General features: G+C 62.3%; 2 protein-coding genes. Both read left to right on the top strand.

What is annotated here, in order from left to right; genetic code table 11:
* The first annotated feature begins 13 nt into the window (after window positions 1-13).
* Window positions 14-16,915 carry a two-partner secretion domain-containing protein gene (locus tag ACZ9A3_RS12680; RefSeq protein WP_476252707.1) on the top strand — a complete coding sequence of 5,634 codons (16,902 nt, stop codon included), beginning with the start codon at window positions 14-16 and terminating at the stop codon, window positions 16,913-16,915.
* Window positions 16,915-17,382 carry a hypothetical protein gene (locus tag ACZ9A3_RS12675; RefSeq protein ID WP_476252706.1) on the top strand — a complete coding sequence of 156 codons (468 nt, stop codon included), beginning with the start codon at window positions 16,915-16,917 and terminating at the stop codon, window positions 17,380-17,382. Before ACZ9A3_RS12680 ends, ACZ9A3_RS12675 begins: the two co-directional genes overlap by 1 nt.
* The last annotated feature ends 10 nt before the right edge of the window (window positions 17,383-17,392 follow it).

Raw genomic sequence — 17,392 nt, 5'->3', positions numbered from 1 at the left:
CCGAGGCCACGACATGGATGTTCGCCAATTCGCTTTACTGGTCCGCCTGCCTTCGGCGACCGTGCAACCGCGCGAGTCGTTCTGCGGCATTCCCAAGCGGGCGCTGGCTTTCTTGCTGGCCAACGTCATGTTCTGGCAGCCGCTGTGGGCCCAGGCCGAGGGCATCGCGGTCAGTGCGGCGGGCACCGGGTTGGCCCAAGCGGGCAATGGCGTGCCGATCGTCAATATCGCCGCGCCGAACGCCAATGGCCTGTCGCACAACCAGTTCAAGGACTATAACGTCGACGCTCAGGGGCTGATCCTTAACAACGCCACGCAGCGTACGCAGGACACCCAATTGGGCGGCATCATCGTCGGCAACCCGAACTTTAGTGGCCGCGCCGCCGACATCATCCTCAATGAAGTCAATGGCGGCAGCCCCAGTCAGTTGCGCGGTTATACCGAAGTGGCAGGTAAGTCCGCTCATGTCATCGTCGCCAACCCCCATGGCATCAGTTGCGACGGCTGCGGTTTCATCAATACGCCAAAAGTCACCCTGAGCACCGGCAAGGCAGTGATCGAAAACGGACAACTGAGCCGCTACCAGGTCGACCAGGGCTCTGTCGCCATCCACGGCGCCGGGCTCAATGCGAGCAATGTCGACCAGTTCGAGATCATCACTCGGGCAACGCGGATCAATGCGCAGATCCAGGCGAACAAACTGGATATCGTTGCCGGCCGTAATGATGTCGATGCCCGTACCCTCGCTACCACCGCCCGGGCTGCCGATGGCAGCCCTACGCCGGAACTGGCGATCGACTCGTCGGCCCTGGGCGGCATGTACGCCAACACAATTCGCCTGGTCGGTACCGAGGCCGGGGTGGGGGTCAAGCTGGCTGGCAATATGATCGCCGGAGGCGATATCCAGATCGACGCCAATGGCAAGTTGAACCTGGGCCAGGTTTCGGCAGGCAGCACCCTGAGTGCCAAGGCGCAGAGCGCCGATGTACAAGGCACGGTCTACGCCGGCAAGGACCTGGTGATTGCGACCCAGGGTGAACTGCGCAATCAGCGCAGTCTTGCCGCCCGCGACACCCTCCGCCTCGACAGTACCGGCCGGGTGCTGAATCAGGGGGTCGTCGAAGTCGGGGTCAACGCCGATAACACCCGCAACACTCAGGGCGACCTGCGGGTAACCGCACAGTCCATCGACAACAGCGGCCACACCCTGGCCGCCAGCCGCGACCTCAACCTCAGCACCGCCGAACTTGCTAACCAGGGTGGCACCCTGAGCGCAGGGGGCAATGCCCAGGTCGATGCCATCCGCCTGGACAACCAGAACCGTGGTCGCGTGCTCGCCGGCGGCAATCTGGGCGTCAACAGCCATAGCCTGCTCAATGGCCAGGGTGGTCTGCTGAGCAGCAGTGGCTCGCTGGGCGTTAACAGTACTACCTTGATCAACCGCAATGGCGAACTGTCCGGGCTCGGACAGGTGAGCTTGCGCGTGGCGACGCTGGACAACGTCGCCGGCCTGGTCGCGGCTGGGCAATCCATCGACCTGTATGCTACGGGCCTGCTCGACAACCGCAGCGGTGGCCAGATATCCAGCAAACAACAACTGACGGCCAGCGTCGGTAGCCTCAGCCAGCAAGGTGGCGGGCGCTTGCACAGTGACAGCGGTCTGAGCCTTGACCTGCGTCACGGCCAGCTGGACAACCGTAGCGGGGTGATCAATGCCGGCGGCCAGCTGACCCTGGACAATCTCGATAATGTCGATAACCGTCAGGGTGAAATTTCCAGCAAGCGCTCGTTCAGCGTAGCGGCGAGCAGTCTGGACAACGGCGCCGGCAAGCTATTGAGCGACCAGGCCCTGAGCTTGGATATCGCCCGTACCCTGAGCAACAGTACCGGCCTGATCGCCGCCCATGGCCTGTCGATCGATGCCGCCAGCCTGCTCAACGACCAGCAGGGCATGGTGTCTAGCCAGGCCGGCCTGGACGCCCGTTTCAGTGACGCGCTGAACAACCGCGATGCCAGCCTGACCGCAAAGGGAGATATCAGGGTTACGGCGGGCAGCCTGGATAACAGCGGCGGTCGCCTGCACGGCCAGTCGGGTATCAGCCTGGATCTTAATCACGGTTACTGGAACAACCAGAGCGGCCTCGTCAACACCCCAGGCCAATTGCTACTGCGCAACCTTGCCACAGTGAACAACCAGGGCGGCGAGATCTCCAGCACGCTGGGTTTCGAACTGCGTGGCGAGCGCCTGGACAACCGCGGTGGCAAGCTCAAGAGCGAAGCCAATCTGGGGCTGGTGGCCAGCGGTGGGTTGGATAACCGGGCGGGCGAGGTGCTGGGAACAGATGTCCAGCTTGACCTCGGGACGCTGGATAATCGCGGCGGCCGGATCCAGGCCAGCGACCTTTTGCGTCTGAGCAGCGCCAGTATCGGCAACGGATACGGCATCATCGCCGGTGGTTCCACCCTGGCGCTGACGGCCACCGGTCTCGATAACCGCTTCGGCAAACTCACCAGCAGTAACGACCTGACCGCCTCCATCGCCGGCAACCTGCTCAACCAGAGCGGCCTGTTCAGTGCAGGGGGGCATCTGCAACTGACCAGCGCTGACCTGGTCAACCACAACGGCCAACTGACCGCAGGTACCACTCTGCAACTGCGTGCCGGGCAACTGGACAACGGTAACGCCGGGCAGGTCTACGCCCGAGATCTGCACGCCAATGTCAGGGGGCTGGAGCAGGTCGGCGGCGGGAAGTTCTACAGCCAGAACGAGCTGACCCTGGACCTGAACAATGGTTTGTTGAACAACAGCGGTGGCCTGATCAACGCGCCGGGCCAGTTGTTGCTGCGCAACCTGAACGGTGTCGACAACCAGGGCGGTGAGATTTCCAGTCGCGAGGCCTTCGCAGTGGTGGCCACCAGCCTGGACAACCGTGGTGGCAGGATTCTCGGCGACCAACTGCTTACCCTACGCATTGCCCGCGCCCTGGATAACACCGCCGGGCTGATCTCGGCGGCACGGCTGGACGCAAGTACGGGCAGTCTCGGCAATACGCGGGGCAAACTGGATGTGCGCAACGACCTGACACTGGTTGTCGACGGCACGCTGGATAACAGCGACGGTAAACTCCTGGCGGGCGACAGCGTGATCACCGCTGCCGCGCTGGACAACAGCAAAGGCCGGATCCAGGGCGATCGCAACCTGACCCTCAGCAGCCGGGCAGATATCTTCAACGGAGGCGGTCACCTGAACGCCGGCGCCCGCCTGACTCTCGACGCCGCCAGCCTGGAAAATCACCAAGGTGCCCTGTTTGCTGGCGAGCATCTCGCCGTTGCTGTCAGCGGAACACTGAACAATGCCAAGGGCACCTTGCGTGCCGAACACAATCTCGATCTGCAGGCTGGTCCGCTGGACAACAGCGCTGGCGGACGCATCAGTAGCGGCAAGCAATTGCATGCCAATGTCAGCGCGCTCGATCAGCACGATGACGGCCAACTGCTCAGCCAGGGACGTCTGAGTCTTGACTTGAACAACGGTCAACTGGACAACCGGGGCGGGCGGGTGAACACGCCCGGACAGTTGTTGCTGAACAACGTCGGCTCGGTCCTCAATAGTGGCGGCGAGGTTTCCAGCAATCTGGCGTTCCACCTGGCCGCTGCTGCGCTGGACAACAGCAATGGCAAACTGCTCAGCGAACAGGGCCTGACCCTGCGTATTGCCCGTCGTCTGGACAACATCAAGGGGCTGATCAGCGCTCCAGTGCTGGATATCCACGCCGGTAGCCTGGGCAACCACGCGGGCAGCCTGAGCAGTAGCGGCGCGATCACCCTGCAGGTAGATGGCGCCCTGGACAACCAGGGCGGCAAGCTCCTGGCCGGCAAAGCCGTGATCAGCGCCGACTCACTGGACAACCGGCAGGGCCTGGTACAAAGCGACACCCTGCTCACAGTCACCAGCCTCGGAGCGCTGGACAACCGCCAGGGCACCTTGTTCGCCGCACAGGAGGGTAATCTTGTCGCCGCCAGCCTGGACAACAGTGGCGGCAAGCTGAGCAGCGACAGTCGCTTGGCCGCGCAAATCAGCGGCCAGTTGCTCAACCAGGCTGGCCTGATCGGCAGTCCCGACATGCTTGAACTTACCCTCGGCAGCCTCGATAACAGCGCCGAGGGCAGTATTTCTGCGGGCAAACAGCTGAAGCTGGCGGTCAACACTGCACTGAACAACACCAAGGGCAGCATCGACAGCGATGGCACCTTGGCCCTCAGCGCTGGAGTCCTGGACAACAGCGGGGGCGGACGCATCAACAGCGATGGCCAGCTCATGGCCTCGGTCGCCAGCCTCGACCAGCATGACGATGGCCGTCTGTACAGTTTGGCCGGCGTCACCCTCGACTTGAATGGCGGCCACCTGAACAACCAGGGTGGCTTGATCAATGCCCCGGGCCAGTTGCTGCTGAAGAACCTCGGCAGCGTGAGCAACGAAGGCGGTGAAATCTCCAGCGTCCAGGCCTTCGAACTTGCAGCGACCCAACTGGCCAACGGTGGCAAGCTCCTCAGTGAACAGGCCCTGACCCTGCGTATCGCTCGTGCCCTGGACAATACCAAGGGCCTGATCAAGGCTGCAGCGCTGGATATCCGCGCCGCCAGCCTGGTCAACCGGCAAGGCACCCTCGAGGCGCGCAACGGCCTGACCTTGGCGGTGGACGGCGACCTGAACAACCAGCAAGGGAGCATTCTCGCCAGAACGATCGCGCTGAGCAACGCCTCGCTGAACAACAATGCCGGCCTGATCCAGGGCGACAAGCGCCTGACCCTGAGCCGCTCGGGCAACGTCAGCAACCTCAAGGGCCGGATGTTGGCCGGCGAGGTGCTGAGCCTGAATGCCGCCAGCTTCGACAACAACCTGGGGCGCATTGCCAGTGACGGCACCCTGGAGCTGTCCATAGCCGGGCACCTGCTCAACCAGGGTGGGGTGCTGGGCGCGGTGGGGGCGCTGCAACTGAATGCCGTCAACCTGGACAACCAGTTCGGTGGGCTGATCTCCGGCCAGAGCAACCTGACCCTCGATGCCACCCGCTTCGACAACCGCGGTGGCAGCGTGATTGCTAGTGGCCAATTGCAGGTAAGCAGTAGCGAACTGGATAACCGCCAGGCCGGGTTGCTCAATTCAGCCGGGGCCATGACGCTCGAGGTTGCCGGCCTGGACAACCGCGCCGGCAAAATCACCAGTGTCTCCGACCTTAGCGTCACCGGCTCCCGCCTGGACAACAGCGTCGGCGGTCGTGTCGTCGCCAACGGCACCTTGCAGATGACCCTGGCGCGCCTCGACAACCAGGCCAAGGGCATCATTTCCGGGCAGCAGTCGGTGACCATTGTTGCCGGACAGATGAATAACAGCACCCAGGGCAGCCTGTATGGCAAGACCGGGCTGTCGCTACTCCTGCATAACGACAACGGTGCCAGCGGGCAGTTGAACAATCACGCGGGCGAGCTGCGCAGCGATGCCGGCCTGGGCCTCGAACTGGTCAGCCTGGTAAACGACGGTGGCCGGGTGACCAGCGCAGGCACTCTGTTGCTCACGGCGGGGCAGGGTGTCAGTAACCTGGATGGGGAGATCCTCGGCAGCAGTGCCCTGACCCTGTCCGGCCTGAGCCTGGACAACAGTCGCGGGCGTATCGGCGCCGACGGCATGCTGCGTGTCACCACAGGTCATTTCAGCAACCAGGCCGGACGGCTGACCAGTATCGATGACCTTGAGCTGAGCGCCGGCCAGGTGGACAACCTCGGCGGCTGGATCGCCAGTGGCAAGGCCCTCACTGCCACGCTCACCGGTCTCGACCAGCGTGGCGGCGGCGAGCTCTACAGCAATGATGCCCTGACCCTGGACCTGGGCAATGGCCTGTTGAACAACAGCGGCGGGTTGATCAACGCGCCGGGCCCGTTGCTGCTGCGCAACCTGTCCACGGTGATCAACCGCGGTGGCGAGATCTCCAGCGGGCGGGGCTTCGGCCTGAGCGCCGAGAGCCTCGACAACAGCGGTGGTGACCTGCTCAGTGACCAGGCCATCGGGCTGAACATCCGCCAGGCGCTGCTCAATGTCGGCGGCCAGATTGCCGCTACCGGCCTGACTGCCGAGGCGGCTAGCCTGGATAACCGTGACGGTTTGTTCAGCAGCTCCGCCAACCTGGAGCTGACTGTCGCCAACGAACTGCTCAACGAGGCTGGCGAAGTCTCTGGCGCAGGCACCAGCGTGGTCAAGGCGGCCAGCCTGGGCAACAGCGATGGCCAGGTCATGAGCGATCTCGCCCTGGACCTGAGCGTGCTCGGCGCGCTGGCCAACCAGGGCGGCACCTTGGGGGCTGGTCGCGAGCTGAAGGTCAATGCCGGCAGTCTCGACAACAGCCGCAGTGGCAGCCTGGTCAGCGACGGTAGCCTGGGGGTGACGGTCAGCGGCCTGCTGGATAACCAGAACGGCGGCGTGCTCGCCAAGGGCGCCATGGAGCTGCTCGTCGACAGCCTCGACAACCGCAGTGGTCGTCTGTCCGGGCAGAACATCCTGACCCTGCGCGGGACCTCGCTGGACAACCGCGACGGCGTCGTGCGCGCCAACCAGGACATACTTCTGCGCCTGACCCAGCTGGACAACCGCGATGGCCTGCTGAGCAGCGTGGGGGCGCTGGACCTGCGCACCCACGAGCTGCGTAACCAGGGTGGCCTGGTCAGCGCCAGCGGCGTAGTCCGTCTGAACGCCAACACCGTCACCAACGGCAAAGGCCGCGTCGCCAGCCAGAGCGACCTGTTCGCCACCGTCGGCACATTCGAACAGCTGGGTGGCGAGCTGGTGGCCGGGGGCGAACTGAGCCTGGCCGGCAATCAGCTGGACAACCGCAGCGGCGGCCTGGTGGGCAGCACAAAAGCGCTGAAAATCGACGTGCAGTCCGTCGACAACCGCGGCGGCGAAATCTCCAGCCAGCAGAACGTCAGCGTCGGTGCTGCGCAACTGGATAACAGCGGCGGCAAGCTACTGGCTGGCAGCACGCTGGACATGACCGTTGCGCGGGTCATCAACCAGGCCCGCGGCTTACTGTTCGCCCAGGACATCAGCCTGGCGGCTGGGCACCTGGACAATGCCCAGGGTAGCATCGCCGGTCAGCGCTCATTGCTGGTTCGCCTCACCGCGCAGCCGACAGCGCTGCTCGATGGCAACCTCGACAATGGCCAAGGCAGCCTCAGCAGCGAAGGCACCCTGAGCCTCAACGGCCAGCAACTGGACAACCGCGCCGGCAGCATTTCCAGTGCCGGACTGCTGCAACTGAACGGCGCCGCTGGCCTGCTCAACCAAGGCGGTACTGTCGAAAGCGCCCAGGCCCTCAACCTCACCAGCGCCAGCCTGGACAACAGCGGACAGGGTCTGATCAAGAGCCAGGGCAGCGCCACCCTGACCACCGGGCGCCTCGACAACAACCTGGGCGGCCGGGTGATCAGCAGCGCCGATCTCAACCTCAGCGCCGGCCAGGTCAGCAACGGCGGCCGTATCGCCAGCAACGGCGTACTCGATGCCCGCCTTGCCGGCCTGGTCCAGAACAATGGCGAGCTGTTCAGCAACAGCCAGTTGACCCTCGATCTGCTCCAGGGTGACCTGAACAACCTCGGCCTGATCAACGCGCCGAAGCTGATTCTTAAGAATCTCGGCGCGGTCACCAACCAGGGCGGCGAGATCTCCAGCCAGAACGCGTTCAGCCTCGCTGCGCGCAGCTTTGACAACGGCAATGGCAAGGTAATCAGCAACCAGGATCTGACCCTGCGCATCGAACAGATGCTGGGCAACGTCAAGGGCCGGATCAACGCCGCAAACCTGGACCTGGGTAGCCTGCTCCTGGACAACAGCGACGGCCTGATCAGCAGCCGTGGAGTCCTGACGTTGAACGCCAGCGAGTCGCTGCTCAACCGCAAGGGCACCCTGATCGCCGATGGCGTGCTCAAGCTCAACAGCGCCAGCCTCGACAACCGTCAGGGTGAGGTTGCCGGCAAGGCACCGGTCGAGCTCGATGCGCAGGCCATCGACAACCAGAACGGCCAACTGATCGGCACCGACCGCGTGACCGTGCGCGCCACCAGCCTGGATAACCGTGGCGGTCTGCTTGGCGCCACAAAAGCGCTGAAACTCGATATCGGCGCCATCGTCAACCGCAGCGGCGAGCTGACCAGCAACGGCGACCTCAGCATCACTGGCCAGAACCTGGACAACAGCGATGAGGGCGTGGTGTTCGCCGCAGGCAATCTGGCCCTTGCGGTGCAACGTGTACTCAACCGCGCCCGCGGCCAACTGAGCGGGCAGGGCGTGGGCCTGAGCGGTGCCAGCCTGGACAACAGCGGCGGGGCCATCATCGCGCAGCTGCCGCTGGTGCTGAGTTTCAGCGGCGAACTGAACAACCGCCAGGGGTCGCTGAGCAGCGAATCGATCCTGGACGTCATGGCGGGCAGCCTCGACAACCGCAACGGCAGCCTGGGCAGCGGCGGCGGCCTCACTCTGACTGTCAATCATGCGCTCGACAATGGCAATGGCGAGCTGGTCAGCGACGCCAACCTGCTCCTGCGCAGCGCCCGTCTGGACAACGACCGGGGCAACATCAGCGCCAAGGGCGCGATCAACCTGGTCACCGGGGCCCTGAACAACAGCGGCGGCCGCCTCAACAGCGCGCAAACCCTCGACCTGACCGCCAGCCAGGTCAGCAACGGCGGCAGCATAGGCAGCCTCAAAGCCCTGACTGCCAGGGTCAGTGGCCTCGATCAGCAGGGCGGCAAGCTGTTCAGCAACACCCGCCTGAGCCTCGACCTCAACGGTGGCACGCTGGACAATCAGGGCGGCTTGATCAATAGCGCCGGCCCGCTGCAACTGAGCAACCTCGCCGAGGTAAGTAACCGTTCCGGCGAAATCTCTAGCGCCCTGGCCTTCACACTCAACGCCCGCAGCCTGGACAACGACAATGGCCGCGTGCTCGCTAGCCAGGGCCTGAACCTGGTAATCGCCCAGGCCCTGAGCAATATCAAGGGCCTGATCGGCGCTGCCAGCCTCGGCGTCAGCGCAGGCGTGGTGGACAACCGCGAAGGCATCCTCAACAGCCGCAGTGGCTTGCAACTGAGCAGCAGTGGCCTGCTCGACAACCGCCAGCGGGGCCTGATCAGCGCGGCGGGTGCTCTCAGCCTGAACAGTGGCGACCTCTACAACCAGGGCGGCAGCCTGCTCGGCGCCAGCGGCGTGACCCTGACCACTCGCGCGCTGAACAACAGCGCCGCAGGCCTGATCAACAGCCAGGGCGGCCTTGGGATCACCGCCAGCAGTCTCGACAGTAGCAACGGCGAAGTCTCTGCGCGCAACGATCTGAGCCTGGACCTCGGCGCATTGTCAGTGAACAGCGGCCGGATCATCGGTGACCAGGGCGTGACCCTGGACCTTCACGGTAACGATCTGGACAACCGCGGTGGCTTGATCCTCGCCAAGGGCGGGCTGAACCTGCAGCGCATCGCTACCCTCAACAATGCCGGCGGTGAGCTCTCCGCCCAGCAGGACCTGAACCTCAACGCCAAGCGCCTCGACAATAGCGACGGCAAACTGATCGGCGTCCGTCGTCTGCTTGTCGAAGCCGGCAGCATCAACAACCAGCGCGGCCTGCTGTCCGGGTGGCAGGGCCTGGTCCTCCATGGTGGCAGCCTCGACAACCGCAACCTTGGCACTTTGTCCAGCCGCAGCGGCGCGTTGGACGTCCAGCTGTCTGGTGCCTTGCTCAACAGCAACGACGGTGCTCTGGTCAGCCAGGGCCGTATGGATATTGGCGCGGCCAACCTGGACAACCGCGGCGGTGTGCTGTCCAGCGGTGCAGCCCTGCAACTGAATGCCGCCACTCTGGGTAACGAGGGCGGCAGCATCGATGCCCAGCAGTTGCTGACGGTGAACGGTACCGACCTCGATAACAGTGGTGGGCGCATCGCCGGCAACGGCAGCCTGTTCCTTGATCTGCGCGGTACCCTGACCAACACTGGCGGTACCCTGATCAGTGCCGACACCCTGTTGCTCCGCCAGGCGCTTCAGGTCGCTAACCATGGCGGCAAGATCGTCAGCCGCGGTCGCCTGGAACTGAATGGAGGTAGCCTCGACAACAGCCAGTTCGGCACCCTCGCGGCCAGGGATCAGGTCAAGGTCAACGCCAGCTCGATCCTGAGCAACAACGCTCAGGGCTTGATCTACAGCGAACGCGCCGATGTCCGGTTGCAGGCCGCTGGACTGCTCAACCAGCAGGGCGAAGTGCAAGGTCAGAGTGGCGTGCTGCTGGATGTCGCCGGCGCGCTGGACAACCGCAACGGCAAGCTGCTGGCCCAGGGCGGCAACCTGCTGGTACAGCGCGCGGGCAGCCTGGGCAACCAGGGTGGCATCCTCGCCAGCATCGCCGGGCAGCTGGACGTCAAGGTCAGCGGCGTGCTTGATAACAGTCGCGACGTCGGCGGCCAGGGTGGGGTGGTGCAGGGCCAGCAACTGCTGCTGGTGGCCGGCAGCGTCGACAACCGTGGCGGGCGTGTTGCCGCGCAGTCGGGCGATGCCCTGATCCGCACTGGTGACTTCATCAACGCCGGTGGTGGGCTTTACGCCAAGGGGCTGCTGCGGGTCGACGGGCTAGGCCTGGACAACAACGCCGGGCAGGTGGCGGGCAGTCGCGTTGAACTGGCGCTGGGCGATGCGCTGGTAAACCGTTCGGGGGTTATCGAAAGCGACACTCAACTACTGGTGTCGGCGGGGGCGGTGGACAACCAGAGTGGCCAGTTGCGTGCCTTGGGCACGGCGGGCAAGAGCGACTTCCAGATTCGTGGCGGGTTCGATAACCGCTACGGCCGGGTGGAGGTCGGCAACAGTGACCTGACGCTGAACACGGCGAACCTGAGCAACTTCAATGGCTCGGTGCTGCATGGCGGTACTGGCACCTTCGATATCTCGACGGCCAATTTCACCAACAGCGGCGGTAACCTGGTCACCCGCGGTGGGCTGACCCTGACTGCGGACAGCTGGACCAACAGCAGCGTCATCCAGGCCGGGCGCCTGACCGTCAATGTGGGTGAACTGACCCAAACCGCCAGTGGACAATTGCTGGCATCGGAGAGCTTTACCGGCAGCGGCAACAACTGGACCACGGGTGGCTTGATCGCCAGTGATGGCCGTTTCGACCTGACCCTCGCCGGCAGCCTGAATGCCAGCGGGCGGGCCAGCAGTCTTGGAGGGATGAACGTTACCCTCGGCCAGTTGAACCTGGGCGCTACCGCCAGCCTCGCTGCGGGAGACATGGCCACGGTGAATGTCGGCGGCCTGCTGAGCAACGCCGGACGCCTGACGTCCGCTGCCAACCTGACGATCAATGCCGGCGGCATCAGCAACTACGGCTCGCTGGGCAGCGGCCAGGCTTTGACTGCCACCACTACTCACTTGCTGAACCAGAACGGGTTCATCTATAGCGGCGCCGACATGGCGTTGTACGCGCAGAGCCTTTCCAACCAAGAAGGCGATATCTATGGTCTGGGTGCGATTCGCCTGGCCAGGGATGCGCAAGGTACGCGGGCGGCCTTGATGGAGAACATTTCCGGGACGATCGAGAGCCTCGGGGACTTCTCCATTGCCGCCACCTCCATCACCAACAAACGGGTGGACTTCGACCTCACGCCGACACTGCAGTCCGGCTATATCGGCGTGCGTTGCTACAGCTGCTCCAGCTACATGGACGGCAAAGTACCAATTTCGCCATCGTCACACCTGGTGTGGGGGCAAACCTACAGCTTTGACGCGGTCGGCCAGGTTTCGAAACAGGCCAGCCTTGTTTCAGGGCGCAATCTCTCCGTCGCCAGCGATGTGTTCGCCAACTCCAACTCCACTGTTGCCGCGGCCGGGAATATCAACATCAACACCGGTTCGTTCTCCAATACCGGGACGTCGCTCAACGGCTATACGGATCTGAAGTACGTTGATGTTGGTACGCCAAACGGGGCGCTGTGGAAGGGTATCGCCAGGTATAACGCGGACCATGACCCCGGCTACAACGGTGGCATCCGCTTCATGAACGCGGACGGTGCCGAGTCGATGGCGGCCATCACCTCCGGCAGCCGGCCCATCGGCAAGGGCGATACCATATCGTGGCTCAACTTCGCCAGTATGCGATTGGCCACCACCTACCTTGTTTTCGAAGATAGAAAAGCGTCGAGCTACATTTTCCCGGCCAATTACTCGAGCGGCCAGGTACACAACGCCCCGGCGGTCATCCAGGGCGCCACCCCCTTCCTCAGCAAACGCGTCGAGAATGCCGGCTCGAACTACCTTCCTTCAGTAGTCGAGGCGGGCGGTACCGTCTCCATTACCGCAGCCAGCAAGATCACCAATGGCGTCGAGCGTTCGTACAGCACGGGCGCCGCCGGTAATGCTCGGGGGCTTGATACCCGAGCCAGCGGCACAGGCACCGCGCCAGTCATCGTCTTGAACCGACAGTTACCCGCAAACCTGGCGCAGCAACAAATCAACCCGTTGAACCTGCCCGGCTTCAGCCTGCCCACCAACCAGAATGGCCTGTTCCGCCTGAGTGACAGGGCTGCCAGCGCGGGTGAGGTTGCCCAGGGCGACTCGGCCTCCCGCAACTGGACTCTGGGCGCCGCCAGCGTCGACCTGGCGCAACGTGAGCAGGCTGTGCCCGGTTCCACCGGTCGTATCCTCCAGCTCGATGATATCGCCCAGCTGTCGGCCAACACTCAGCAAGTGTCGGTGGCCGCGCGCGAAGCCAGCGCCATCAACGCCAACGCCACTGCGATCAATGTGTCCGCAGTCGGCACTGTCAATAACGGCACGTGGCAGTCGGGCCGCAGCAGTGCTGGCGATATCACCCGCAATGGCGACGTCGGCAACCAGTCACCCTCCGGTGACTCCGCAGGCTCGGTCAGCGCCACCGGCCAGGATGTCGATCTTTCCGGCATCATCGGCAACCGCGACACGCAAATCACTGTCAACACACCGGGTGGAACGTCAGGCGCCGGCCGGCCCGAGTTGAACGTTCCGAGCCTGTCCACGGGAGGCCGTGACACCAGTGTTAGCACTGGCCAGCAAGGCGCTAGCAACCCCCAACTGACGCCCCTGGTTCGTGAAGAGCTGGTCGCCGTGGCTGCGCCGCAACCTGCGCAGGTGACGACTGTCGCGCCTTTGCTGCCCGGCACACAGGCCGTGGTGCCCGCGGCCGAACGCCCGGGAACCCCGGGTGTCGATGAGCGCACGACAAAGGTCACCCCGCCAGGCAGCGCGCAAACGACTGCGCCGGCCACCCAGACCATCGAGCGTGTTCAGGGCCTTCCTGATCGCAGCGTGGCTTCCCAACCGCACAAATACCTGGTGGAAACCAGCCCGCTGCTGACCGATCTCAAGCAGTTCATGAGCTCCGACTACTTGCTGGCCGGCTTGGGTTACAACCCGGACGACAGTGCCAAGCGTCTCGGGGACGGCTTCTACGAGCAGCGCTTGATCCAGCAAGCGGTAGTGGCGACAACCGGTCAGCGCTTCCTCGCCGGCCAGAACAGCGACGAGAAGATGTTCAAGTACCTGATGGACAACGCCATCGCCAGCAAGCAACAGCTGAACCTGACGATGGGCGTGGGCTTGACTGCGGAGCAGGTCGCTGCCCTGACTCACGATATCGTCTGGCTGGAAGAGGTCATGGTCAATGGCGAGAAAGTGCTGGTACCGGTGCTCTACCTCGCCAGTGCCAACAACCGCCTGGCACCCAACGGTGCGCTGGTGGCGGGCCAGGACGTGAACTTGATTGCCGGGGGAGACTTGTTCAACGTCGGCACCCTGCGTGCCAGCAACAACCTCTCGGCCAGTGCCGGCAACAACATCGTCAACGGTGGCCTGATCCAGGCCGGTAACCGTATCGACCTGCTGGCGGGCAACGACATCATCAACAAGGCCGGCGGCATTATCTCCGGTCGCGACGTCAACCTCACCACCGTGCTTGGCGATGTCATCAACGAGCGCTCTGTGACCCGCCATGTCACTGACAGTGCCCGTCTGTACGAGCGCACCGACTACGTTGACAGCGCTGCGCGCATCGAGGCCGCCAACGACCTGAGCATCAAGGCCGGCCGCGACTTCATCAGCGCGGGCGGTGTGCTGGAGAGTGGGCGTGATACCAGCGTTGAAGCCGATCGCGACATCACGCTCGGCTCCGCCGAAGCCACCAACAGTGCCGATTACGGGCGAACCAAGACCCAGTCGGTGACCCAGCACGGCAGCAGCGTCAGCGCCGGCAGGGATTTCACCGCGGTGGCGGGTCGTGACCTTGTCGCCGTCGCCAGCCAGATCGATGCGCAGCGTCATATCGATATCTCGGCTCGCGGCGACGTGGCCTTGATATCGGCGGCGGATGAGCAGCACTCATCGTACAGCTCGAAAAAGCTCAAGACCCAGGAAGACCATGTCAGTCAGGTAGCCACCGTGCTCAAGGCTGGCGGCGACGTCGCCATCAGCGCAGGCGAAGACCTGGCCCTGAGCGCCAGCCGCGTCACTGCGGGCGACGAAGCCTATCTCGTGGCTGGTGGCAAGCTTGCCCTGCTGGCCGCCGAAGACAGTGATTACTCGCTGTACGACAAAAAGAAGAAGGGCAGCTTTGGCAGCAAACACACCAAGCGTGACGAAATCACCCGGGTCACCAATATCGGTAGTGAAATCATCACCGGTGGCGACCTGATCTTGCAGAGCGGCGGCGACCAGCGTTATCAGGTGGCCAAGCTCAACAGCGGTGATGACCTGATCCTGGACAGTGGCGGTGGCATCACCTTTGAAGGGGTGAAGGACCTGCATCAGGAGAGCCACGAAAAATCCAAGTCGAGCCTGGCCTGGAACAGCATGAAGGGTAAGGGGCGTACAGACGAAACCTTGCGTCAAAGCCAATTGCTGGCCAGTGGCGACCTGCTGATCAAGGCTGCCGATGGGCTGAAAATCGACATCAGGCAGGTCGATCAGCAAAGCGTGAGCCAGACCATCGATGCGATGGTCAAGGCCGACCCGCAGTTGGCGTGGCTGAAGGACGCAGAAGCGCGAGGCGATGTGGACTGGCGGCAGGTCAAGGAGATGCACAACGCCTTCAAGTACAGCCACACCGGGTTAGGCGCGGGCGCGCAGTTGGTGATTGCAATCATCGTTACCTACCTCACGGCCGGCGCGGCCAGTGGCCTGGTCGCAGGTGGAGCTTCGGCAGCCGGTGCGTCCACTGCTGCCGGTAGTGCATGGGCCGCAGGAGCCGGAGCATCAATGAGTGGCGTCGGCTGGGCCAACGCAGCGGTCACCGCTGGACTGACGGGCATGACCAGCAATGCAGCGATCAGCACGATCAACAATCGTGGCAACCTGAGCTTGGTGCTCAAAGACGTAACGTCCAGCGACGCACTGCGCGGCTATGCCGTGGCAGGTGTTACCGCAGGTTTGACTAATGGTCTGTATGACGGGTGGATGGCCACTGAAACCGGTGCAACAAGTGTTGTACCAAATGGTGCTGCGGTACTACCCAATGGCGGGCTTTCAACATGGGAGGGTGTTGGACGTTTCGCTGGCAACCAATTACTGCAGAACGGTACCTCAACGGTACTTGACCGCGCGTTGGGCGGGGACAGTACGCTACGAAATGCCTTGCGCAGCAGTCTGGCAAGTACCTTTGCGGCGGCGGGTTTCAATCTGATTGGCGACGTCGGTGATAGGTTCGATCTTCAGGAAGGGGGCGTCGCCAAGGTTTCGTTGCACGCGGTGATGGGGGGGCTGGCTGCCGAAGCGGCCGGTGGTGATTTCAAGTCAGGCGCGGCAGCGGCGGGATTGAACGAGGCACTGGTGGATGGCCTCGCTCGGCAGTATGCCGATATGCAGCCAGAGGAAAAGCGCCAGTTGTTGGTGATGAACTCACAGTTGCTTGGCATCTTGGCAGCTGCGACGGTAGGAGGCGACGACCAAGACCTGCAAACAGGGGCATGGGTTGCCAGTACCTCGACGCAGTACAACCACCTCGCTGACCACGAGATGCAGAACCTGGCGCAGGATTTGAAGGGGTGTCAGAAGAAAGGAACCTGTACACAGGTTGCCACCGCTTATTTTGAGAAGCACTTGGCAAATGAAAAGGAACTAAAAAACCTGTGCTCTACAAACATTCCGGCCTGTCAGCTCAAGGCTCGAGAAATTTACGAGGCGGTTTACAAGTGGCAGTCACTGGGCTATTACATGGAGTTGGAGGGGCAACCCGCTAGAATATTGCAAGCGTTCCATCAGCTGAATCTCGTCGCTGGACCGGAGGCTACGCAGGCCATAGCATTACCTTCGGCGCAGGCCTTCCTGGAAGTGTTTGGGGTTGATTCAAGCAACCCTGCAGGCCAAGCAGCTGGTGTGACGCTTGCGGGCATCGTCGCTGGCAAGGCGGGGAAAGGTCCAAAAGGCGCAGGGGCTGCCGGAAAGGTAGACGAAGTTATCCCGCCAGGAATGGATCGCCCATTCCGTCCTATTAACCCGGACTTTCCGCCAAGCAAGTCTGTTGTTGATGCGATGGGTAGCCCGCAAATTAAAAACATGGTGGGCTGTTCAAGAACAGATTGTTCAGATATTGCAAGCAAGTTATTTGATGCTTCAGGTGGTAAAGGGAGAATTATTGAAGTTCGCCCTTCAAGGGCAGGAGGGCTAAATGTTTATGAGAATGGGATTAAAGAGCCTGGTCAGTTTTATCACCAGGTCTATACTGATGGTCGGTATGTTTATGATCCACGGCTGTCGTCAAACCCGATCCCCAAAGGTGATTGGGAACGGCACATTAAAAATATCAACCCTGGTGGAGTATCGATCTCTGATAAGTTGAGGGGGTTAGAGTAATGAGTGTAACTAGGATTTTAGACTCGGAAGGCGAACTGCTAAATATTCTTCACGATTTGAATGCACTTGAGTGGAGAAAGTACAGGCAGCGTAATCCAGAGGTCTGGACGGGTGATCATTTTGAAAGAGAGGATCGCTCAATGTTCCCTCCCTATATTGCCTTTCGATTTGAAAAGGAAAATGAATATATTATCTCTATTTTGAATGAGCTGGTGGGTTCTTATAAGGGCTTGACTTCTTGGGTGTTGATAGGTTTTAAGCGCTATGCGTCCTCTAGCATGAACTGGGTGGTTGAGCCTGTACATGTTAGGGGTGTAGAGGCTAAGGCCAAGTCTTTAGGGTTCTCTTCTGATAATTATCTTGCTACGTATGAGCCTGAGTTTGGATTTATTGCCTTTGAAGACTTGGCTGGGCTAACTGAATACATTCGTAAGAAATTCTCAGAGTTGAATATCTCCAGCCAATAAATTGTAGAGG

The sequence above is a fragment of the Pseudomonas sp. TE4620 genome (assembly GCF_056279045.1).
The sequence above is the reverse complement of the archived record's forward strand: the minus strand, read 5'-3'. Positions and strand labels throughout refer to the sequence as shown.